This window comes from Ruegeria sp. B1 (genome assembly GCF_056535885.1).
In genome coordinates this window covers 2517264-2540628 of the sequence record NZ_JBQFJA010000001.1, presented here as the reverse complement: position 1 = coordinate 2540628, position 23365 = coordinate 2517264, and the positions used below count along the sequence as shown (strand labels likewise).

The following is a 23365-nucleotide window of genomic DNA, read 5'->3' as shown; positions in this document are numbered from 1 at the left end:
CCGAGAATTTTGTGTACTCTAATGTAGTATGAACGATTCGAGACCACCGCTGGCTCGCGGGCGCGCCCGCCTCACTACAGTCATTCAGGCTTCAGGGGATGTCGTGCGTATTGACGATGCAGTGCGAGCTTTGGATATCGACCGTCACCAGGCCGCGAAATTACTCTCAAGATGGACCGCCCAAGGCTGGCTCAGGCGAGTTGGTAGCGGGGCATATGTACCTGTTCAGCTTGATCTTCTCGATGCGAGGCAGGTCTTGCAGGACCCTTGGATTCTTGTGCCGACGCTATTTGAGCCATGTTACATTGGGGGACGGACCGCTGCCGAGCATTGGGACCTCACCGAACAGATATTTCGCGATGTTCTTTGTGTTTACGGCCCGCTCGGTTGCCGGCCGGACAGTCGAGCGGCAGGGTGCGGTCTTTACACTCAAGCACATCAAGAATGAGATGATATTCGGGACGAAAACGGTTTGGCGTGGCCAGACCCGTATTCCGGTGTCTGATATTAACCGCACAATCATCGATATGCTCGATGATCCCCGGGTTGGCGGGGGCATTCAACATGTCTCGGAGTGTTTTGATCGCTACCTACAGCGGCCTGATTGCAACCCTGATCTGTTGATCGACTACGCTTTGCGCCACGGAAACGGCGCGGTCTTCAAGCGGCTCGGTTTTCTTGCTGAACGCCACGAAAAGGGCGGAATAGTTGCCCGCAAAGCGCGCAAGCATCTCACCAAGGGGCATGCCAAGCTGGACCCGTCTTTGGAGTGTCCGCGTCTCATCACACGTTGGCGCTTGCGTGTGCCGGATAGCTGGATGAAGGACGCCCCGCATGATCGATAAGCGCGAAATCCTTGGACTTGCCAGTACGCAGGGCCTTACCCCGCACGTGGTGGAAAAGGATTACGCGCTTGGCTGGGCGCTCGCGGGTATCTATGCGCATCCTGAGCTATCTGAATCCTGGGTCTTCAAGGGCGGTAGACCGGATCGAATTATTTTGGATTTCGGACCGCCTTAATTTGGATTGATCCGGCTTCAATCGCTCGGTCTTTTCGTCTGGGTTGAGGTGGTGAAGCTCCTGCCACTGATCTCATGGCGTGCGCAGGCCGCACCATAGCCGATGTCTATTCAAACATAGGATCGGAGTATTTCACAATACAGTAACTGGGTTCTAAAGTTGGGCAGGAAACGAATGGCCCGCCTACCGAATGATCGGTCAGCAATCCTCAATATCCGCAATACATTCAGCTTGTTACTTGCGAGCCGGGTGGGTCGGGCGGTTCATCGGTATCAACGGCGCGCGGTCGCAACCGAGCAGTTACAATCTAACAGCTAAAGAATAGCAATCATCATGCGCCTGTTTAAGACGTTAGCCCTGACCACGACGGCCATTGTCACCTTTGCCACCTCCGTCGCGGCGAGTATCTACTCGGATCAACTCACCTCCTATTCAAATCAACAGGCCTTGCAATTCCTCGTCAGTGAGCATGCGCGCGATCCATCAACCTTCGAGGATGCACGCAAGTACATCCTCCTGAGCCGACCAGCAATTATGGAGGACTACCTCAACCAAACCTTAGACCGGACACCAGACATCCGTAGTTTTTCCCTTTCGGAGCTAAGCACAGGGAGACCTTCGGAATTGGTTCGATCGCCCTTGGGCTCGCCGCAGTTGGGCTCGCAGCTTCTCTCGCAGGCGGTGGTGGTGGAGACTCTGAGACAGGCTCCGGCCCAAATCCAGGCACCGGTATTCCAAACCCAGGTCCCAGCCCATCACCTTCTCCAAACCCCAGTCCAAATCCAAGCCCAGGTCCCGGCACTCCAAACCCGGGCCCCAACCCAGGCCCCGGTCCCAACCCAGGCCCCGGCCCCAATCCAGGTCCCGGTCCCAACCCAGGCCCCGGCCCCAATCCAGGTCCCGGTCCCAACCCAGGCCCCGGCCCCAATCCAGGTCCCGGTCCCAACCCAGGCCCCGGCCCCAATCCAGGTCCCGGTCCCAACCCAGGCCCCGGCCCCAACCCGGGCCCCGGCCCCAATCCAGGCCCCGGTCCCAATCCAGGCCCCGGTCCCAACCCGGGTCCCGGTCCCAATCCAGGCCCCGGTCCCAACCCGGGTCCCGGTCCCAACCCAGGCCCCGGTCCCAACCCAGGTCCCGGTCCGGACAATCCCGCCTACTACCGAACCCCGGAATTCGAGGAAAACCGTGGCCTGTCTCTGATTGGCGCCGATGAAAAATACGCTCAAGGCTGGCGAGGACAGGGCATAAAGATTGCAATCCTGGACAGTGGCATCGATCTCGACAGTCCAGAATTCGAAGGGAAAATCGACTTTGAGAACAGCCACTCCTATGTCGGAGACCCAAACGATATTTCTGAACCTGACGGGTCTGGCCCTTTCGGTCATGGCACGCATGTTGCCGGTATCGCGGCAGCCAGGAAAGACGGTCAAGGCATACACGGTGTTGCCTTTGACTCTGAGCTTGTCATCTTCAATGGAATTCATCCGACGACGACGATTAGAATTATGTGGCCTGATGCCATAAACCGCGCAATCGCGGCCGATGCGCATGTCATGAACAACAGCTGGGGTCAGGACAAAATTGTCGATGGTATGGTCGTCGATAGGATAATCACTGAGTTTACAACTCAATCTTCGGACGAAAATCGCGCTTCGCTCCAAGATTTTCTAGGACCCGCAACCATCACCGCCCTGAATAGAGCCAAATCCGAAGACTTGATGATCGTTTTTGCTGCAGGTAACAGCGGCCTGCCCGAGGTCGGACTCTATGCAGGCATTCCAGTTGTCCTGCCCGAGTATAAGGACCACTTCATCGCCGTCGTCGCTGTTGATGAAGACAAAAACATAGCGGGTTTCTCCAACCATTGTGGCCTCGCACAGGATTTTTGCCTCGCTGCGCCAGGCGTGGATATCCTGAGAATCCCCAACGGCACCGGCATCGCTCATTTGCGTGGAACGTCCTTGGCCGCCCCATACGTCACTGGAGCCTATGCCGTATTGAAGAGCCAGTGGCCTTTCCTGACCGCCCCCGAAATCGCTGAGATTATGTTCGCGGCAGCTGAAGACCTCGGTGAGCCGGGTGTTGACCCGATCTACGGGCAGGGCCTCCTCAATCTGGAACGCGCCATGCTTCCTATGGGTGAACTTGTCGTCTACCAGGGGAACACCATCGAGGGCGCCGCCATGCCTCTTGCCGAAACGGGCATCGTCGCCAGCGGCGCCCTGGCGCCAGCCCTCAACCAGGCCCTCGCAGGGCAGACCCTGATGGTTGCAGATGCGTATACACGCGGATTTGAGCTTGCTGCCAGTGCCCTGGTCTCCGAACTCAAGGCGCCAAGACCCCGCCCCACCTTCGTACGGGAAACAAAGGCCAGCGACAGCCTCACACTCATGCGTTCAGATCACGGAACAGGTCTCCGTTTTGATGGGGATGTGTTCTCCTATGAGATAACTTTCGGCGACATAGATCCAGACGCAGATCCATTTGGACAGCTTCTGACAGAAGACTACTCATTCAGGCACAAGTTTGAACTCACACAAGCGCTGGCCCTTATTACTGACCACGCGGTCGGATCATCCACGGGCTCCTTCTCAAGGACCAGCATAGGGCTTGAAGCAAAAGACAAAGATGGGTCAGGCCTTTCTGCCCAGTTCGGCCTCATAGAAGAAAACGGCACAGTCCTTGGATCCCGCTTCATGGGAGCCGCGGGTCAGGACGGACGCAGCTCTACCTCGTTCTTGGAAATATCCGGATCTGTTGCGGTCGGGCAGGGCACGCTCCTGACGGTATCGGGCACGCAAAGCAGGACAGATTTCAAACAGGCAGGCCTGGTCACTGGCGGCAAAAGTCTGACGGGGCGTGCCGGCAGCGTCTCAATCAGCAAGAAACGCTTTCTCGGCAGCCCAGGCACGATGCGCTTGTCGATATCCAGTCCGCTCCAGATCTCCTCTGGTGAGATTTCAATCGACCTCCCCCGGGACAGGGTTGCAGCAGTGGCCGGTCAGGAAAGCACGGGCGTGACAAGAAGCTCTCAAACTGTGCAGATTACATCTTCAGTGCGGCCGATAGATATTGGCCTGACCTATCAGCTTGCTTCAGAAGCGCCCGGACCGGAAATTCTGTTTAACGCCGGATATCGCGCACAAGGCGGTGACCCCAATCCCTACATTGGATTTGCCCTCAGTCACAGGTTTTGAGCCGCAGGGACAGCCCGATCACTGGGTGCCATGCCGCAGCCGCCAAACCCGCCAGCACGATCAGCGTCGGCACCGAACCGCTCGCCAGCACCCGGTCATACACCTGTAGCATGAACAGTGATCCGGTGAGCATCAGGAGATTGATCGGCAGGCTGAGCAGGCCAACACCTGCGAGCGTAGAACGGAGTGCCTGAAGGCACTCCGCAACAAGCCCGTCCTGGGTGCGTGATTGCGACACCATGCGTTGTGGTCTTTACGCGTAAAACCGGAAGTCGTCGGAGGACAGGTCCGACACGACCACATTCTTCAGGACAATGCTGTTGTCCGTATCCAGCGTGATGGTCGTATCGGTGCCATCATCCGCCGCCTTGTTCAGCACTTCTGCATAGGAGGCCAGGTTGGGGACACCCCTGAACGCGATGACATCCAACGTCGCAATACCAGCCACAAAATCGGTTATGATATCCTCGCCAAAACCGGGATCAAAGACGAAGGCATCGTCTCCCGCACCCCCGGTCAGCGCGTCGTTGCCACCACCGCCTATCAGCCAATCATTACCGGCGCCGCCATGCAGCGCGTCGTCTCCACCCATACCCCACAGGCTGTTATTGGCCTCATCCCCATACAGCAAATCTGCATGAGCGGATCCCGCGAGATTCTCGATCGACACAAAACTATCGCCCGTCGCGTCACCCGTGTTGGCCGCGGCATTGCCCAGATCAACCGTCACGCCAGAGGTCGCCTCCCAATACCCCGCTCCGTCACTGCCGTCGCCGCCATTCAGATCATCTGCACCTGCACCGCCATGCAGCCAGTCATTGCCCCCGCCGCCCTGCAGCGTGTCATCGCCATCACCACCATAGAGATAATCATCGCCCCCGCCACCATGCAGCGCGTCGTCTCCGCCCAGACCCCACAGGCTGTTATTGGCCTCATCCCCATACAGCAAATCTGCATGAGCGGATCCCGCGAGATTCTCGATCGACACAAAACTATCGCCCGTCGCGTCACCCGTGTTGGCCGCGGCATTGCCCAGATCAACCGTCACGCCGGAGGCCGCATCCCAATACCCCGCCCCATCATTACCCGCGCCGCCATTCAGATCATCTGCACCTGCACCGCCATGCAGCCAGTCATTGCCCCCGCCGCCCTGCAGCGTGTCATCGCCATCACCACCATAGAGATAATCATCGCCCCCGCCACCAATGGCGAGGGCTGTAACGCTCGAGTAGAATTGCGAACTATTGGTGAATTCGTTGATGCTGAACGCGCTCGCGCCAACACTCCCATCAATCGCGGCTGGTGTATCGTCGACAGGCGTAATCTCAAGCGCAAAGGTGCTGCTTGCGCAAAGAGGTCCGTCGCTGGCCGTTACCATGACAATCAATGTCCCATGGACGTCCCGGGGCGGTATGCCCGAGAAACGCCCCGCAACCGCATCAAACACCAACCAGTCCGGCAGGGCCGTACCATCAACAAGCTTTGCGCTTAAGGTCAGCGCATCGCCATCCACATCCGTGAACGCATGCGCTGGCAGGACAAAGCTCACAGCCTCATCTTCCGCGGAAGACTGATCAGGCAACGCAATTGCCAAAATGGGTGTGTTGTTCATAACGGTCATTATGTTCTCCAATTCAAACTGTTGAGCATCAGGAGATTGATCGGCAGGCTGAGCAGGCCAACACCTGCGAGCGTAGAACGGAGTGCCTGAAGGCACTCCGCAACAAGCCCGTCCTGGGTGCGTGATTGCGACACCATGCGTTGTGGTCTTTACGCGTAAAACCGGAAGTCGTCGGAGGACAGGTCCGACACGACCACATTCTTCAGGACAATGCTGTTGTCCGTATCCAGCGTGATGGTCGTATCGGTGCCGTTATCCGCCGCGCTGTTCAGGACGTCCGCATAAGATGTCAGGTTGGTGACACCCCTGAACTCGATGATATCCTCCGTCGCAGCACCAGCCGCAAAATCGGTTATGATATCCTCGCCAAAACCGGGATCAAAGACGAAGGTATCGTCCCCCGAGCCGCCGGTCAGGATGTCGTTGCCTGTGCCAGCATCCAGACGGTCATCGCCAGCGCTACCATACAGATAATCATCGCCCGCGCCGCCGTTTAGGATGTCATCGCCAGCGGTGCCGGTCAGGATATCATCACCAGCGGTGCCAAAGATCGGTGCTTCGTTTCTTCCGTGAACTACAACTGAAACCGTTGCGGTGCTTTCACCGCCATTGCCATCTCTGACGGTATAGGTAAATGTATCCGTTAGTATTTCGCCCTCTGCCAGGGCCTGAACAGCCTCTGCGCCGGTCGGATCATAGCTGATGGTCCCATCGGTGTTCAGCGTCAGGACTGCTCCATGCGCGCTTTCGGCAGAGACTGCTATCACCGTGAGCGCATCCCCCTCGGCATCGCTGTCATTGACCAGAAGGGAGGCTGTCTCAATCAGGGTGACAAAATCTTCCCAGATAACATCGGAACTTCGAGTAACACCGTTTGCATCGAAAATACGGGCCTCAGACTCCCAGTTGACCATAAAATCGCCATTAGCGAGCGCTGTCACATGCGCGCCGCCTTGCCCACCATCGGTGATTGCTTCATTGGCGATCTCCCCGCCGTTCGCATCGAAAATACGGACCTTGATAGCAGTATCGTAAGAACCGTCTTGCGGGTCAGTAGCCTCCAGGTAACGACGAAATTGCCATTCGCGAGTGCTGTAACACTAACGCCATGCTGCCAGTCGTCAATGGCATTGAGAGGTTCATTGACTTTGAGGAGGCCGCTGATGTCCCCGCCATTCGCGTCGTAAACACGGAAATAGCTGTCAGAACCACAAAGATCGTTATTGCAGGGTCCAGTCGACCAGCTTGCGACGAAATTGCCATTGGCGAGCTCTGTAACACTTATGATGTATTGATAGAACCCGTCGACGACGTTCAACCTGCCGCTGATCCCGACGCCATTCGCATCAAAAACGCTTGCGTTAGTCTCTAAATATCCGTTATCTTTATGCAGCCAAGTTACGATGAAATTGCCATTAGAGAATGCTGTAACACTCGGCGAACGTTGGAAAGCCCATTCTTTAATGACGTAGAACTCACTGACAATCTCAACGCCATCTACGTCTACAATACGTGCCTTGATGTCAGTAAAGTGAGATTCATCAGGGGATTCCCAAGTTTCGACGAAGTTGCCATTGGCGAGTTCTGCGACCTTCGGGTCGCTTTGGGTGCCATTGGTAAAGTCATTGATCAGGAACTCACTTGCGTCAATTGTACTTTCTGCATCAATAGTATTTTCAACCTCGCTATCATCAGCCGCGACAGGTGCATCGTTTCTTCCGTGAACAACGATTGAAACCGTTGCAGTGCTCTGCCCACCATTGCCGTCTTCAACCGTATAGGTGAAGGTGTCGATAAGTGTCTCGCCCTCTGCCAGAGCCTGAACAGCATCTGCGCCGGTTGGATCATAGCTGATGGTCCCGTTGGTATTCAGCGTAAGGGCGGCCCCATGCGTACTCGCGGCAGAGACCGCTGTTACCGTCAGTGCATCCCCTTCAACATCACTGTCATTGGCCAAGAGGGTGGCGGTCTCAATCGAAGTCACAACATCTTCGTCGATCGGCGTGGGACCTTGCGCAACACCGTTTGCATCGAAAATACGCGCCTTGATGGCCCAATCAGTGTCGCCTTGCTGCCCGTCAAGAGAATGCCAGGTGACGACAAAATCACCATTGTCGAGCGCTGTCACATTTGGAGTGCCTTGAATGTCATTGGTAAACTCATTGACGAGGAATTCACCGACAACCTCACTGCCACTCGCATCGAAAATACGCGCCTTGATGGCCCAGCCATCATCACCTTGCTGCCCATCATCAGATGCCCAGGTGACGACAAAGTGGCCATTGGCGAGGGCCGTAACATTTGGGTCGCGTTGCGTGCTATGGGTGAATTCATTGACGAGGAACTCACTGACGATCTCAACACCCTCTGCATCAAAAATGCGCGCCTTGATGGCCCAATCAGCATCCCCTTGCTGCTGGTCTTCAGACTCCCAAGTGACAACGAAATGGCCATTGGTGAGCGCTGTAACAATCGGCTTGATTTGCCAGCCATTGGTAAATTCATTGACGAGGAACTCACCGACAACCTCACTGCCACTCGCATCGAAAATACGCGCCTTGACGGCATAACCGGATGGATCGCCTTGCTGCAAGGCGTGAGAATGCCAGGTGACGACGAAATGGCCATTGGCGAGAGTGGTAACGCTTGGGTCCCGCTGATCGCCATTGGTAAATTCATTGACCAGGAATTCACTGACGATCTCGCCGCCCTCCGCATCGAAAATACGCGCCTTGATGGCCGTTGGAGACGTATCGCCTTGCTGCTGGTCTTCAGACTCCCAAGTGACAACGAAATGGCCATTTTCCAGTGCTGTTACACTCGAGATGAATTGACCGTTATTAGTAAACTCGTTGACCAGGAATTCACTGCCAATCTCACTGCCATCCGCATTGAAAACACGCGCCTTGACAGCATATCCGGATGGATCGCCTTGCTGTTGGTCAAAAGACGACCAGGTGACGACAAAATGGCCATCGGCGAGCGCCGTGACACTCGCGTTCAATTGCCAGCTATGGGTAAACTCGTTGACCAGGAACTCACTGACGATCTCAACACCCTCTGCATCAATAATACGCGCCTTGATGGCAGAAGAAGAAGCATCGCCTTGCTGCCCATCACGAGAGTCCCAGGTGACGACAAAATGGCCATTAGTCAGTGCGGTAATACTTGGAGTCTTTTGTCCGGTGTTGGTAAATTCATTCACGCGGAGTTCACTCGCGCCAATAAGATCATCTACCGCGATCGGTGCATCGTTTACAGGGGGAATCTCAAGGGCAAAGCTATCGCTTGCTGTGCGTGACCCATCGCTGGCCGTCACGGTCACACTCAATGTACCATGGAAGTCCTGCGGCGGTGTGCCCGAGAAGCTCCCCGCAATGGCATCAAACACCAGCCAGTCCGGCAGCGCCGCACCATCCGTCAGTGTCGCACTCAAGGTCAGTGCATCACCATCCACATCCGTGAACGCATTGGTTGGCAGTGCAAAGCTCACAGCTTCATCTTCCGCTGAAGAGTGATCGGACAATGCAATTGCTAAAACGGGTGCATCGTTTCTTCCGTGAACAACAATTGAAACTGTTGCAGTGCTCTCCCCGCCATTGCCGTCCTCGACCGTATAGGTAAATGTGTCGATAAGTGTCTGCCCAACTGCCAAAGCCTGGACAGCATCCGCGTTGGTGGGATCATAGCTGATTGTCCCGTCGGTGTTCAGCGTCAGGGTCGCGCCATGCGCACTCGTGGCAGACACTGCTGTCATCGTGAGCGCATCCCCGTCGACATCGCTGTCGTTGGCCAAAAGCGTGGCGGTCTCAATCAGGGTCACAACATCTTCTGTGATCGGCTCGGGACCTTGAGCAACACCGTTTGCATCGAAAATACGCGCCTTGATGGCATAACCAGACGTATCACCTTGCTGCCCGTCGTTAGACATCCATATGATGACAAAATGGCCATTGGCGAGCACTGTCACGCTCGGCGCAATTTGAGTGTCATTGGTGAATTCATTGACCAGGAATTCACTGACAACCGCATCGCCATTCGCGTCAAAAATACGCGCCTTGATGGCCCAGCGATCATCGCCTTGCTGCCCATCATCAGACGCCCAGGTGACGACAAAATGGCCATTGGCGAGGGCCGTAACATTTGGGGTATCCTGATTGCCATCAGTAAATTCATTGACCAGGAACTCACTGACAACCGCATCGCCATTCGCGTCCAAAATACGGGCCTTGATGGCAGAACCTTCGGTGTCGCCCTGCTGCCCGTAACCAGACTCCCAGGTGACGGCAAAATGACCATTGGCCAGTTCTGTAACGCTCGAATTCCATTGAGAGTCATTGGTAAATTCATTGACCAGGAACTCACTGACAATCTCATCGCCATTCGCATCGAAAATTCGCGCCTTGACAGCATAACCAGATGGATCGCCTTGCTGCACGGCATAAGAGTGCCAGGTGACGACAAAATTACCATTTTCCAGCGCTGTCACACTTGGGTTCCGCTGATCGTAATCGGTAAATTCATTGACCAGGAACTCACTGACGATCTCGTCGCCATTCGCATCGAAAATACGCGCCTTGATCGCAGTTGGAGACGTATCGCCTTGCTGCTGGTCTTCAGACTCCCAGATGACGACAAAATGGCCATTGGCAAGCGCTATCGCACTCGAGAACGCTTGATCGCCATCGGTAAATTCATTGACGAGGAACTCACTGGTGATCTCACCGCCGTTCGCATCGAAAACACGCGCCTTGACAGCATAATCAGATGGATCGCCTTGCTGTCGGTCAATAGACGACCAGGTTACGACAAAATTACCATTTTCCAACGCTGTCACACTCGGAATCAATTGCCAGCTATCGGTAAACTCATTGACCAGGAACTCGCCGACGATCTCAACACCATTCGCGTCAAGAATACGCGCCTTGATCGCAGAAGAAAAAGCATCCCCTTGCTGCCCAGCATCAGACGTCCAGGTGACGACAAAATTGCCATTGGCCAGTGCGGCAATACTTGGAGCATTTTGTATGGTGTTGGTAAATTCATTCACGCGGAGTTCACTTGCGCCAATAAAATCATCAGCTGCGACAGGGGCATCATTGACCGGTGTGATCTCAAGCGTAAAGGTCTCGCTTGTTGCAAGTGAGCCATCGCTCGCCGTCACCATGACGTTCAATATGCCGTTGAAGTCCTGGGGCGGTGTGCCCGAGAAACTCTCCGTAGCCGCATCAAACACCAGCCAGTCCGGCAGCGCCGAACCATCCGCAAGCGTTGCGGTCAAGGTCAACGCATCGCCATTCGGATCCTCAAACGCGTCCGGTGGTAGTGTAAAGCTCACGGCTTCATCTTCTGCGTAAGACTGATTGGGCAATAGAACTCTCAAATCAGGCGCATCGTTGGCTCCGTGCACAACGATTGAAACCGTTGCGGTGCTCTCCCCGCCATGGCCGTCCTCCACGGTATAGGTGAAGGTATCCGTCAGGGTCTCCCCCTCGGCCAGATCCCGAACAGCTTCTGCGTCTCTTGGATCATAGCTGATGGTCCCATCGGTGTTCAGCGTCAGGGTTGCGCCATTCGCGCTTTCGGCAGAGACCTCTGACACCGTGAGGGCATCCCCGTCGACATCGCTGTCATTGGCCAGGAGGGTGGCGATATCAATCGAAGTAACAACATTTTCTCTGACAGGAGTGGGGCTCTGCGCAACATCATCAACCGCGACAGGAGCATCGTTGGTTCCGTGCACAACAACTGAAACACTTGCGGTGCTCTGACCGCCGTTGCCGTCCTCGACGGTATAGGTGAAGGTATCCGTCAGGGTCTCGCCCTCGGCCAGGGCCTGAACAGCGTCTGCGCCGGTTGGGTCGTAGCTGATTGTACTGATCGTATCGGTGGTGTTCAGGGTCAGGGTTGCCCCATACGCACTCGTGGCAGACACCGCTGTCATCGTGAGCGCATCCCCTCGACATCGCTGTCGTTGGCAAGAAGGGTGGCGGTATCAATCAGGACGACAACATCTTCTGTGATGATATTCGGACTTAGAACAACAACATCATCAATCGCGGCAGGCGCATCGTTTCTTCCGTGCACAACAACTGAAACGCTTGCGGTGCTCTCCCCACCATTCCCGTCCGCGACCGTATAAGTGAAGGTATCCGTCAGGGTCTCGCCAACTGCCAGCGCCTGCGCAACCGCAGCACCGGTGGGATCGTAGCTGATGGTCCCGTCAGTGTTCAGTGTCAGGGTGGCCCCATGCGCACTCGTGGCAGACACCGCTGTCATCGTGAGCGCATCCCCCTCGACATCACTGTCATTGTCCAGAAGCGTGGCGGTCTTAATCAGGGTCACAGCGTCTTCGGTGATGATGTTGGAGCTTTGAGCAACACCATTTGCATCGAATATACGGGCCTTGATGGCCCAATCAGAAGTATCGCCTTGCTGCCCGTCTCTAGATTGCCAGGTGACGACGAAATGGCCATTGGCGAGGGCTGTAACACTTGGCTCGGTTTGAGTGTCATTAGTGAATTCATTGACCAGGAATTCACTGACGATCTCGTTACCATCCGCATCAAAGATGCGGGCCTTGATGGCAGAGCTGGAAGCATCCCCTTGCTGCTCGTCTCCAGTCACCCAGGTAACAACGAATTCGCCATTGGCGAGGGCTGTAACGCTCGGGCTGATTTGACTGTCATTGGTAAATTCATTGACCAGGAATTCGCTGGCGACCTCATTTCCATTCGCGTCAAAAATACGGGCCTTGACAGCCCAATCGGGCGTATCACCTTGCTGCTGCTCATCAGACATCCAGGTGACAACAAAATGATCATTGGCGAGGGCCGTAACGCTCGGAGTGCTTTGCCAGTCATTACTAAACTCGCTGACCAGGAACTCGCTGACGATCTCAACGCCGTCCGCGTCAAAAACACGCGCTTTGATGGCTCCACCAGGCACATCGCCTAGTTGCTGGTCATGAGACATCCAGGCGATGACAAAACCGCCATTGGCGAGGGCCGTAACGCTCGGGCTGATTTGACTGTCATTGGTAAACTCATTGGCTAGGAATTCACTGGTGACCTCAACGCCATTCGCATCAAAAATACGCGCCTTGATGGCATAATCAGACGTATCAACCCGCTGTCCTTCTCCAGACTGCCAGGTGATGACAAAATGGCCATTGGCAAGTTCTGTGACGCTCGGGTTGAGCTGCCAGTCATTATTGAATTCATTGACCAGGAACTCACTGACGATCTCACCGCCATCCGCATCAAAAACACGGGCCTTGATGGCCCAATCGGACGTGTTACCTGGCTGCCCGCCTTCAGACACCCAGGTGACGACAAACTGCCCATTGGCGAGGGCTGTAACGCTCGGTTGAGCACCATTGTTGAATTCATTGACGAGGAACGCACTGACGATCTCACCGCCATCCGCATCAAAAATACGCGCCTTGACAGCCCAATCGGGCATGTCGCCGTGCTGCTGCGCATGAGACATCCAGGCGACGACGAAATGCCCGTTAGCAAGTTCTGTGACGCTCGGGGCGCTTTGACTGCCATCGGTGAACTCATTGACCAGGAATTCGCTCTGGTCAACAACATCATCCACTGCGACCGGTGCATCATTGACAGGCGTAATCTCAAGCGCAAAGACACTGCTTGCTGAAAGAGATCCATCGCTGGCCGTCACCGTGACACTCAACATGCCATTGAAGTCCTGAGGTGGTGTGCCTGAGAAGCTCCCCGAAGCAGCATCAAACACCAACCAGCCCGGCAACGCCGTGCCATCCGCAAGCGTCGCACTCAAGGTCAGCGCATCGCCATTCGGATCCTCAAATGCGTCCGGTGGTAGTGTAAAGCTCACAGCCTCATCTTCTGCGGAAGACTGATCAGGCAACGCAATTGGCGGAACGGGCGCATCATTGGCTCCGTGCACAACGATGGAAACCGTTGCGGTGCTCTCCCCGCCATTGCCGTCCTCGACCGTATAGGTGAATGTATCCGTCAGGGCCTGGCCCTCTGTCAGAGCCTGAACAGCGTCTACGCCGGTTGGGTCATAGCTGATCGTCCCATCGGTGTTCAGCGTCAGGGCTGCGCCATGCGCACTTGTGGCAGACACAGCTGTCACCGTGAGGGCATCCCCGTCGACATCGCTGTCATTGGCAAGAAGCGTGGCTGTCTCAATCAAGGTGACAGCATCTTCGGTGATAAGATAGGGGTTTTGAGCAAAACCGTTTGCATCAAAAATACGGGCATTGATCGCAGAACCGGACGTATCGCCTTGCTGCCCGTCATCGGACTGCCAGGTGACAACAAAATCGCCATTGGCAAGGGCTGTTACACTCGCGTTGCCTTGAAAGAGATGGTTAAATTCATTGACCAGGAATTCACTGACGATCTCGTTACCATCCGCATCAAAGATGCGGGCCTTGATGGCAGAGCTGGAAGCATCACCTTGTTGCCCGTCATAAGAGTGCCAGGTGACGATGAAATGGCCATTGGCGAGGGCGGTAACACTCGGGTCGTGTTGGCCGTTATTGGTAAACTCATTGACCAGGAATTCATTTACAATCTCAACACCGTTCTCATCGAAAATACGGGCCTTGATGGCCCAATCAGTATCACCTTGCTGCCCGTCGTTAGACCTCCATGTGACGATGAAATGGCCATTGGCGAGCGCTGTGACGCTCGGGCTCCCTTGAGTGTTAGCGGTGTATTCATTGACCAGGAATTCGCTGACAATCTCAGCTCCACTCGCATCAAGAATGCGGGCCTTGACGGCACCCCCAGACGTATCGCCTTGCTGCTGGTCATCAGACTCCCAGGTGACAACAAAACGGCCATTGGTGAGGGCTGTCACACTCGATGACTCTTGCTTGCCATCAGTGAACTCATTGACCAGAAATTCATTTACAATCTCAACACCGTTCTCATCGAAAATACGGGCCTTGATCGCAGAACCAGACGCATCGCCTTGCTGCTGGTCATCAGACGTCCAGGTGACGACAAAACTCCCATTGGCGAGGGCTGTCACACTCGAGAACGCCTGACCGCCATCGGTAAACTCATTGACCAGGAACTCACTGGCGATCTCACCGCCATTCGCATTAAAGATGCGGGCCTTGACGGCAGTACTGGAAATATCGCCTTGTTGTCCGTCAGAAGACTGCCAGGTGACGACGAAATCGCCGTTGGAAAGCGCTGTAACGCTCGGGCTGTTTTGCCAGTCATCGGTAATCTCATTGACCAGGAATTCGCTGACAATCTCAGCTCCACTCGCATCAAGAATGCGGGCCTTAATGGCAGAACCAGACGCATCGCCTTGCTGCTGGTCATCAGACTCCCAGGTGACAACAAAATGGCCATTGGTGAGGGCTGTAACACTCGATGACTCTTGCTTGCCATCTGTAAATTCATTGACGCGGAATTCACTCGTGCCAACAATATCATGACCTGCCACAGGTGCATCATTGGCAGGTGTGATCTCAAGCGCAAAGGTGTCGCTGGCTGAAAGTGACCCGTCACTGGCCGTTACCGTGACACTCAATGTGCCATTGAAGTCCTGGGGCGGTGTGCCTGAGAAGCTGCCGGAAGCCGCATCAAACACCAGCCAGTCCGGCAGGGCCGTGCCATCCGTAAGTGTCGCACTCAGGGTCAGCGCATCGCTATCCACATCCGTGAATGCGTTCGCCGGCAGCACAAAGCTCACGGCCTCATCTTCCACGGAAGCCTGATTGGACAATGCAAGTGCCACAACAGGGGCATCATTGGTTCCGTGCACAATGATCGAAACGGTTGCGACGCCCACACCGCCATTGCCGTCATCGGTCGCATAGGAAAATGTGTCGATAAGTGTCTGGCCCTCTGCCAGGGCCTGAACATCAGCTGCCCCGGTGGGATCGTAGCTGATGGTCCCATCAGTGTTCAGCGTCAGGGCTGCACCATGCGCACTTGTGGCAGAAACCGCTGTCACCGTGAGTGCGTCCCCGTCGACATCGCTGTCATTGGCCAGAAGCGTGGCGGTATCAATTGAGGTCACAACATCTTCGGTGATCGGAGCGGGACTTTGCACAACATCGTTAACTGCGACAGGTGCATCGTTGACAGGGGTAATCTCAAGCGCAAAGGCATCGCTTGCTGAAAGAGACCCGTCACTGGCCGTCACCAGTACATTGACCATGCCATTGAAATCCTGCGGCGGTGTGCCTGAGAAGCTCCCTGCAACCGCATCAAACACCAGCCAGTCCGGCAGGGCCGTGCCATCCGTAAGTGTCGCACTCAAGGTCAGCGCATCCCCATCCACATCCGTGAATGCGTTCGCCGGCAGCACAAAGCTCACGGTCTCATCTTCCACGGAAGACTGATCAGGCAATACAATCGCCACAACAGGCGCATCGTTGGCTCCATGAACAACCACGGAAACACTTGCGGTGCTCTCCCCGCCATTACCGTCCTCGACCGTATAGGTGAATGTATCCGTCAGGGTCTGACCCTCTGCCAGGGCCTGAACAGCGTCTGCGCCGGTTGGATCATAGCTGATCGTCCCGTCGTCTGTGTTCAGCGTCAGGGCCGCGCCATGTGCACTCGTCGGAGACACATCCATCACCGTCAGCGCATCTCCATCCACATCGCTGTCATTGGCCAGAAGCGTGGCGGTCTCAATCAGGGTGACAACATCTTCTGTGATAATCTTGTGACTTTGAGCAACACCGTTCGCATCAAAAACGCGGGCCTTGATGGCGAGGTCCCCATCGCCCTGCTGTCCGTCATGAGACTCCCAGGTGACAACAAAACCCCCATTGGCGAGGGCTGTCACACTCGGGTTCTGTTGCCAGCCATTGGTGAATTCATTGACCAGGAATTCACTGACAACCTCATCGCCATTCTCATTGAAAATGCGGGCCTTGATGGCAGTACCGGACGTATCCCCTTGCTGCTGGTCCTCAGACATCCAGGTGACAACAAAATGGCCATTGGTGAGCGCTGTAATACTCGGGTATACTTGCCAGCTATCGGTGAATTCATTGACCAGGAACTCACTGACAATCTCATCGCCATTCTCATTGAAAATACGGGCCTTGATGGCAGAAGCGGACGCATCCCCTTGCTGCTGGTCATGAGACCCCCAGGTGACAACAAAACCCCCATTGGCGAGGGCTGTCACACTCGGGTCCTCTTGCCAGAAGTTGATGAATTCGTTGACACGGAACTCACTGACAATCTCATCGCCATTCTCATTGAAAATACGAGCCTTGACGGCAGACCAAGACGTATCCCCGTGCTGTTGGTCCCAAGAATGCCAGGTGACGACAAAATGGCCATTGGCGAGCGCTGTAACGCTCGAGTATAGTTGCGCGTCATTGGTGTATTCATTGACCAGGAATTCACTGACAATCTCATCGCCATTTGCATCGAAAATGCGGGCCTTGATGGCAGAACTGGACGTATCCCCTTGCTGCCCGTCAAGAGAATGCCAGGTGACGACGAAATGGCCATTGGCAAGGGCTGTCACGCTCGGCCAGCCTTGCATGTCATGGGTAACTTCATTGACCGGGAACTGACTGACAATCTCATTACCATCCGTATCAAAAATACGGGCCTTGATGTCAAAACCAGACGGATGCCCTTGCTCCTGATCATTGGACGGCCATGTGACGACGAAATGGCCATTGGCGAGCTCGGTAACGCTGGGGGTCAATTGACTACCATTAGTAGACTCATTCACCAGGAATTCACTGACAATCTCGACACCATTCTCATTGAGAATACGGGCCTTGATGGCAGTTTCAGACGTATCGCCCGGCTGTCCATCATCAGACTGCCAGGTGACGACGAAATGGCCATTGGCGAGAGCGGTAACACTCGGGTCGCTTTGAGAGCCATCGGTGAAGTCATTGACCAGGAACTCACTCGGATCAACAGTATCATCAGCCGCGACAGGTGCATCATTGACCGGGGTAACATCAAGCACAAAGGTGTCGCTGGCCGAAAGAGACCCGTCGCTGGCCGTCACCATCACGTTGACTGTTCCATTGAAGTCCTGGGGCGGTGTGCCCGAGAAACTCCCGCAACCGCATCAAACTCCAACCAGCCAGGCAGGGCCGCACCATCCGCAAGCGTCGCGCTTAAGGTCAGCGCATCGCCATCAACATCCGTGAATGCATTGGCCGGTAATACAAAGCTCACAGATTGATCTTCTGCTGAAAACTGATGAGGCAATGCAAGTGCCAGAACGGGTGCATTGTTCATTACGGTCATTCCTTTATCCAATTCAAGCTGTGAGAAATTGAGATGATCTCATTTGCATGCTGTACATGTGAGTGATGAGTGAAAACCTGTTGTTATTGTACTGGCTAACGTTCCAAAGCTTTGTTGCTTTTGACTTTTGCTGTCTGATTGACCGCGAATACGTCCAGCCAATTCGTCCCGCATCCAACACTGGATCCAGATCGCTGAATTGGAAAATACCATGATTCTATATTTGAATAGGAAAAGGCTATGGTGGGGTCTGCACCTGTCAGACTGTTACTTTGTCAATACGGCCTGAGCAAACAGTCGCCACAAGCACCATTATCGCACCAGAAGTCTGCAATGGTCTTCTGGTCAGGGCGAGTTGCCCAGTCAACCACATCAGTTCGACGTTCCGCCCTGCATTACGTTCTAACCAATGGCCGTGCCTGGCTCACCCAAACACTGACCGCTATCGCAAACGGGCATAAACAGTCCAACATCAGCAGCCTGATGCCCTGGAATTACGCCACAGACCTGTAATCGGTGCACCGCCTTCACTTTATCTTGAAAATGACGCAGAAATCTCAGCGGCCCAATGCATGTACCGGCTGCTGTTCTCCGCCGTCCCTGAGGCCCTGGTTCAGACCTGCATCGTGCATCTGGTGCGCTATGCACTGCGCAGCTCTCTCGGCAGATGAAGTGGCCGAAACATCTGCCCGTGCGGCTCAAAACCTGTGACTGAGGGCAAATCCAATGTAGGGATTGGGGTCACCGCCTTGTGCGCGATATCCCGCGTTAAACAGAATTTCCGGTCCGGGCGCTTCTGAAGCAAGCTGATAGGTCAGGCCAATATCTATCGGCCGCACTGAAGATGTAATCTGCACAGTTTGAGAGCTTCTTGTCACGCCCGCGCTTTCCTGACCGGCCACTGCTGCAACCCTGTCCCGGGGGGAGGTCGATTGAAATCTCACCAGAGGAGATCTGGAGCGGACTGGATATCGACAAGCGCATCGTGCCTGGGCTGCCGAGAAAGCGTTTCTTGCTGATTGAGACGCTGCCGGCACGCCCCGTCAGACTTTTGCCGCCAGTGACCAGGCCTGCCTGTTTGAAATCTGTCCTGCTTTGCGTGCCCGATACCGTCAGGAGTGTGCCCTGCCCGACCGCAACAGATCCGGATATTTCCAAGAATGAGGTAGAGCTGCGTCCGCCCTGACCCGCGGCTCCCATAAAGCGGGATCCAAGGACTGTGCCGTTTTCTTCTATGAGGCCGAACTGGGCAGAAAGGCCTGACCCATCTTTGTCTTTTGCTTCAAGCCCTATGCTGGTCCTTGAGAAGGAGCCCGTGGATGATCCGACCGCGTGGTCAGTAATAAGGGCCAGCGCTTGTGTGAGTTCAAACTTGTGCCTGAATGAGTAGTCTTCTGTCAGAAGCTGTCCAAATGGATCTGCGTCTGGATCTATGTCGCCGAGAGTTATCTCATAGGAGAACACATCCCCATCAAAACGGAGACCTGTTCCGTGATCTGAACGCATGAGTGTGAGGCTGTCGCTGACCTTTGTTTCCCTTGTGATCGCAAGGCGGGGTCTTGGCGCCTTGAGTTCGGAGACCAGGGCACTGGCAGCAAGCTCAAATCCGCGCGTATACGCATCTGCAACCATCAGGGTCTGCCCTGCGAGGGCCTGGTTGAGGGCTGGCGCCAGGGCGCCGCTGGCGACGATGCCCGTTTCGGCGAGAGGGATCACTTCGCCCTCGATGGTGTTCCCCTGGTAGACAACAAGCTCACCCATAGGAAGCATGGCGTTGGCCAGATTAAGGAGACCCTGCCCGTAGACCTCGTCTACACCCGGCTCACCGAGATCTTCGGCTGCCGCGAACATAATCTCAGCGATTACGGGGGCGGTCAGTTCTGGCCACTGGCTCTTCAATACGGCATAGGCTCCAGTGACGTATGGGGCGGCGAAGGACGTTCCGTCCAAACGAGTGAAGCCGTTGCCGTTGTCATGAGGGAATCTCATGATATCTACGCCCGGCGCTGCGAGGCAAAAGTGCATTGCGAGGCCACAGCGGTTGGAGGACCAAGCCGGGCTGAAGTCCGCTATTTTTTGTCTTCATCCACTGCGACGACGGCGATGAAGTGGTCCTTATACTCGGGCAGGACAACTGGAATGCCTGCATAGAGTCCGACCTCGGGCAGGCCGCTGTTGCCTGCAGCAAAAACGATCATCAAGTCTTCGGATTTGGCTCTATTCAGGGCGGTGATGGTTGCGGGTCCTAGAAAATCTTGGAGCGAAGCGCGATTTTCGTCCGAAGATTGAGTTGTAAACTCAGTGATTGTCCTATCGACGACCATACCATCGACAATTTTGTCCTGACCCCAGCTGTTGTTCATGACATGCGCATCGGCCGCGATTGCGCGGTTTATGGCATCAGGCCACATAATTCTAATCGTCGTCGTCGGATGAATTCCATTGAAGATGACAAGCTCAGAGTCAAAGGCAACGCCGTGCAGGCCTTGACCGTTTTTCCTGCCTGCAGCGATGTTGGCAACATGCGTGCCATGACCGGAACGGCCATGACCGTCAGGTTCAGAAATATCGCCGGGGTCGCCGACATAGGAGTGGCTGTTCTCAAAGTCGATTTTATTGGCGACGTTTGGAAGGTTAGCGAATTCTGGACTTTCGACATCAATGCCCGTGTCCAGGATTGCAATCTTTACACCTTGTCCTCGCCAGCCTTGAGCGTATTTTTCATCGGCTCCAATCAGAGACAGAGCATAGTTTGCGTTGAATTCTTCGGTCCGGAAGAAAGCGGGATTGTCCGGACCGGGGCCTGGGTTGGGACCGGGGCCTGGGTTGGGACCGGGACCTGGGTTGGGGCCCGGGTTTGGAGTGCCGGGACCTGGGCTTGGATTTGGACTGGGGTTTGGAGAAGGTGATGGGCTGGGACCTGGGTTTGGAATACCGGTGCCTGGATTTGGGCCGGGACCTGTCTCAGAGTCTCCACCACCACCGCCTGCGAGAGAAGCTGCGAGCCCAACTGCGGCGAGCCCAAGGGCGATCGAGCCAATTCCGAAGGTCTCCCCTGTGCTTAGCTCCGAAAGAGAAAAACTACGGGTGTCTGGTGCCCGGTCTAAGGTTTGGTTGAGGTAGTCCTCCATAATCGCTGGTCGGCTCAGGAGGATGTACTTGCGTGCATCCTCGAAGGTTGATGGATCGCGCGCATGCTCACTGACGAGGAATTGCAAGGCCTGTTGATTTGAATAGGAGGTGAGTTGATCCGAGTAGATACTCGCCGCGACGGAGGTGGCAAAGGTGACAATGGCCGTCGTGGTCAGGGCTAACGTCTTAAACAGGCGCATGATGATTGCTATTCTTTAGCTGTTAGATTGTAACTGCTCGGTTGCGACCGCGCGCCGTTGATACCGATGAACCGCCCGACCCACCCGGCTCGCAAGTAACAGGCTGAATGTATTGCGGATATTGAGGATTGCTGACCGATCATTCGGTGGGCGGGCCATTCGTTTCCTGCCCAACTTTAGAACCCAGTTACTGTATTGTGAAATACTCCGATCCTATGTTTGAATAGACATCGGCTATGGTGCGGCCTGCGCACGCCATGAGATCAGTGGCAGGAGCTTCACCACCTCAACCCAGATGGAAAGACCGAATGATTGAAGCCGGATCAATCCAAATTAAGGCGGTCCGAAATCCAAAATAATTCGATCCGGTCTAGCGCAAAGCGCGGCGGGGGCAGAGCCCCTAAAACGGCATCGGGTGTGTGCGGTGCGCGGTGCTGATCTCTGTCAGCACTTCCTTGGACAACTCCAGGTCTACCCCAGCCAGAATATGCTCCAGCTGCGCCACCGAAGTGGCCCCGAATATCGCCGACAACATGAAAGGCCGGGTTCGGCACCAGGCGATCGCCATGTGAACGGGGTCCAACCCGTTCCGTGCGGCGACATCCAGATAGGCCGCGACTGCGTCAAATACGCGACCGGATTTGCGGCCTCCCATCTCGGGCGCCAGAGACATGCGTGAGCCATCCGGAACCGCGTCATCCTGATACTTTCCGGTCAGAAATCCCGCTGCCAGCGGTGAAAACGCCATCAGACCAACATTCTCATGCACGCTCAATTCAGCCATGTCCGTGTCGAAGTGGCGGCACAGCAGCGAATACTCATTCTGCACCGAGGCCACCCGAGGCGCGCCCATCTGCTCGGCAATCCGCACCCACTGCGCCGTGCCCCAGGCACTTTCGTTCGACAGGCCAAAGGCCCGGATGTTCCCTTTGTCCACCTGAGCCTGCAGGGCCTCAAGGCAGTCCTGCATATTGTCCAGCACCTCGTTTGTATTGTGCCCGGATGGCGAATAGTTCCAGTTCTGCCGAAACATGTAACTGCCCCGGTTGGGCCAATGGAACTGGTAGAGATCGATACACTCTGTTTGAAGGCGGCGCAGAGAACCTTCGATGGCTTCGGGGATTGTCTGGCCGGAAATCGGCGCGCCGTCCCGCACATGCGAGAACCCTGCCCCGGAATGTTTGGTCGCCAGCACATAGTCTCCCCGGCGCGACCGATTGGCCGCGTTCCAGTTGCCCAGGATTTCTTCGGTGCGCCCAATGGTTTCTTTCGAGATCGGGTTCACCGGGTACATCTCGGCCGCATCCACAAAATTAATTCCAGCCTCCAACGCCAGATCCATCTGTTTATGCGCGTCGGCTTCCGACGTTTGGGTGCCGAAGGTCATCGTTCCGAGACACAGGTCCGACACCATGATCCCGGTGCGGCCCAAAGGCTTCATTTCCATCTGTCACTCTCCTGAAATGCAATTCAAACCGAGTTCTTACGCCTCGGCTTTCTTTTCCCACCGCCCCGATTCCTCGGACCAGTATTGGGCCGAACACCCGGCACCTGTCAGATCTTTCCATTGGCTGCGCGCGTGGCTGACGGCCTGATCATCGTTTCCATCGAACAGGATGCATACCCGCTCCAGCGTGTCCACTTCGCGGGGCTCGACGGGGGCACCATCCACCGCCATGACGCAGGATGGCTGGTTGGCTGCCTTCAATTCGGTGGTCAGCAAGATCGGTTGCACCGCATCGTGCGCCCCGCCCGCAACACCGTGTGGCAGGAACCCGTCCTCCGGCACCAGCCAAAGTTTCTCATCCAGCCAGTCCAGCCGCGCGGGATCGGTGCCCCGCACGGCAATCCGCCACCCGGCCTGACGCGCCTTGTCCAGTAGCACCGGCAGCGTCCGCTCCAACGGCTGACGGGTCAGGTGGTAGAAATAGACGGCACCCATGC

General features: G+C 55.5%; 14 protein-coding genes and 1 pseudogene. 5 read left to right on the top strand and 10 right to left on the bottom strand.

Annotation, left to right across the window (positions count from 1 at the left end):
• Positions 1–28 precede the first annotated feature (28 nt).
• The 4 genes from ACR3ES_RS12525 (at position 29) to ACR3ES_RS12510 (ending at position 4217) form a co-directional block, all read left to right on the top strand.
• Entirely contained in the window at positions 29–448 is a 420-nt protein-coding gene (locus tag ACR3ES_RS12525; RefSeq protein WP_480425427.1) for a type IV toxin-antitoxin system AbiEi family antitoxin domain-containing protein, read from the top strand.
• Positions 360–845, top strand: a complete 486-nt coding sequence (locus ACR3ES_RS12520; RefSeq protein ID WP_480425425.1) for a type IV toxin-antitoxin system AbiEi family antitoxin domain-containing protein — start codon at positions 360–362, stop codon at positions 843–845. Before ACR3ES_RS12525 ends, ACR3ES_RS12520 begins: the two co-directional genes overlap by 89 nt.
• On the top strand, positions 835–1020 hold the full coding sequence (locus ACR3ES_RS12515; RefSeq protein WP_480423916.1) for a hypothetical protein: 186 nt from the start codon (positions 835–837) through the stop codon (positions 1018–1020). Before ACR3ES_RS12520 ends, ACR3ES_RS12515 begins: the two co-directional genes overlap by 11 nt.
• 623 nt (positions 1021–1643) lie before the next feature.
• Positions 1644–4217, top strand: a complete 2574-nt coding sequence (locus ACR3ES_RS12510) for a S8 family peptidase (protein ID WP_480634771.1) — start codon at positions 1644–1646, stop codon at positions 4215–4217.
• Here the strand turns inward: ACR3ES_RS12510 and ACR3ES_RS12505 are convergent.
• The 6 genes from ACR3ES_RS12505 to ACR3ES_RS12480 all read right to left on the bottom strand — a co-directional run bounded on the left by ACR3ES_RS12505 (position 4201) and on the right by ACR3ES_RS12480 (position 18089).
• A complete protein-coding gene (locus ACR3ES_RS12505; RefSeq protein ID WP_480425061.1) occupies positions 4201–4458 on the bottom strand; it encodes a hypothetical protein in 258 nt (85 codons plus the stop codon). The two genes, ACR3ES_RS12510 and ACR3ES_RS12505, sit on opposite strands and share 17 nt — an antisense overlap.
• A gap of 12 nt (positions 4459–4470) precedes the next feature.
• Complete coding sequence (locus tag ACR3ES_RS12500) at positions 4471–5838, bottom strand: putative Ig domain-containing protein (RefSeq protein WP_480425422.1); 1368 nt, start codon at positions 5836–5838, stop codon at positions 4471–4473.
• 149 nt (positions 5839–5987) lie between these two features.
• Positions 5988–6779, bottom strand: coding sequence for an Ig-like domain-containing protein (locus ACR3ES_RS12495; protein WP_480634720.1), 792 nt, complete (start codon positions 6777–6779; stop codon positions 5988–5990).
• Entirely contained in the window at positions 6776–11782 is a 5007-nt protein-coding gene (locus ACR3ES_RS12490; protein WP_480634719.1) for a tandem-95 repeat protein, read from the bottom strand. Before ACR3ES_RS12490 ends, ACR3ES_RS12495 begins: the two co-directional genes overlap by 4 nt.
• Positions 11779–17847 (bottom strand): tandem-95 repeat protein, encoded by a 6069-nt coding sequence (locus ACR3ES_RS12485; RefSeq protein WP_480634718.1) that lies wholly within the window; start codon positions 17845–17847, stop codon positions 11779–11781. Before ACR3ES_RS12485 ends, ACR3ES_RS12490 begins: the two co-directional genes overlap by 4 nt.
• Positions 17847–18089: a putative Ig domain-containing protein gene (locus ACR3ES_RS12480; protein ID WP_480424824.1), complete on the bottom strand. Its 243-nt coding sequence runs from the start codon at positions 18087–18089 to the stop codon at positions 17847–17849. The genes ACR3ES_RS12485 and ACR3ES_RS12480 overlap by 1 nt, the downstream gene beginning before the upstream one ends.
• Before the next feature lie 414 nt (positions 18090–18503).
• Between ACR3ES_RS12480 and ACR3ES_RS12475 the strand changes: the two are divergent.
• A pseudogene (locus tag ACR3ES_RS12475) lies at positions 18504–18602 on the top strand (transposase domain-containing protein); the annotation flags it as partial.
• A gap of 255 nt (positions 18603–18857) precedes the next feature.
• On the opposite strand, the gene ACR3ES_RS12470 reads toward ACR3ES_RS12475, so the two are convergent.
• From ACR3ES_RS12470 to ACR3ES_RS12455, 4 genes are all read right to left on the bottom strand, one after another.
• Complete coding sequence (locus ACR3ES_RS12470) at positions 18858–20114, bottom strand: S8 family serine peptidase (RefSeq protein WP_480634717.1); 1257 nt, start codon at positions 20112–20114, stop codon at positions 18858–18860.
• A 44-nt stretch (positions 20115–20158) separates the two neighbouring features.
• Complete coding sequence (locus ACR3ES_RS12465) at positions 20159–21421, bottom strand: S8 family serine peptidase (protein ID WP_480425415.1); 1263 nt, start codon at positions 21419–21421, stop codon at positions 20159–20161.
• Between the two features lie 400 nt (positions 21422–21821).
• Positions 21822–22868, bottom strand: a complete 1047-nt coding sequence (locus ACR3ES_RS12460; protein WP_170434415.1) for an aldo/keto reductase — start codon at positions 22866–22868, stop codon at positions 21822–21824.
• Positions 22869–22904: 36 nt separating this feature from the next.
• Positions 22905–23363, bottom strand: coding sequence for a DNA polymerase III subunit chi (locus ACR3ES_RS12455; protein WP_170434417.1), 459 nt, complete (start codon positions 23361–23363; stop codon positions 22905–22907).
• Positions 23364–23365 lie beyond the last annotated feature (2 nt).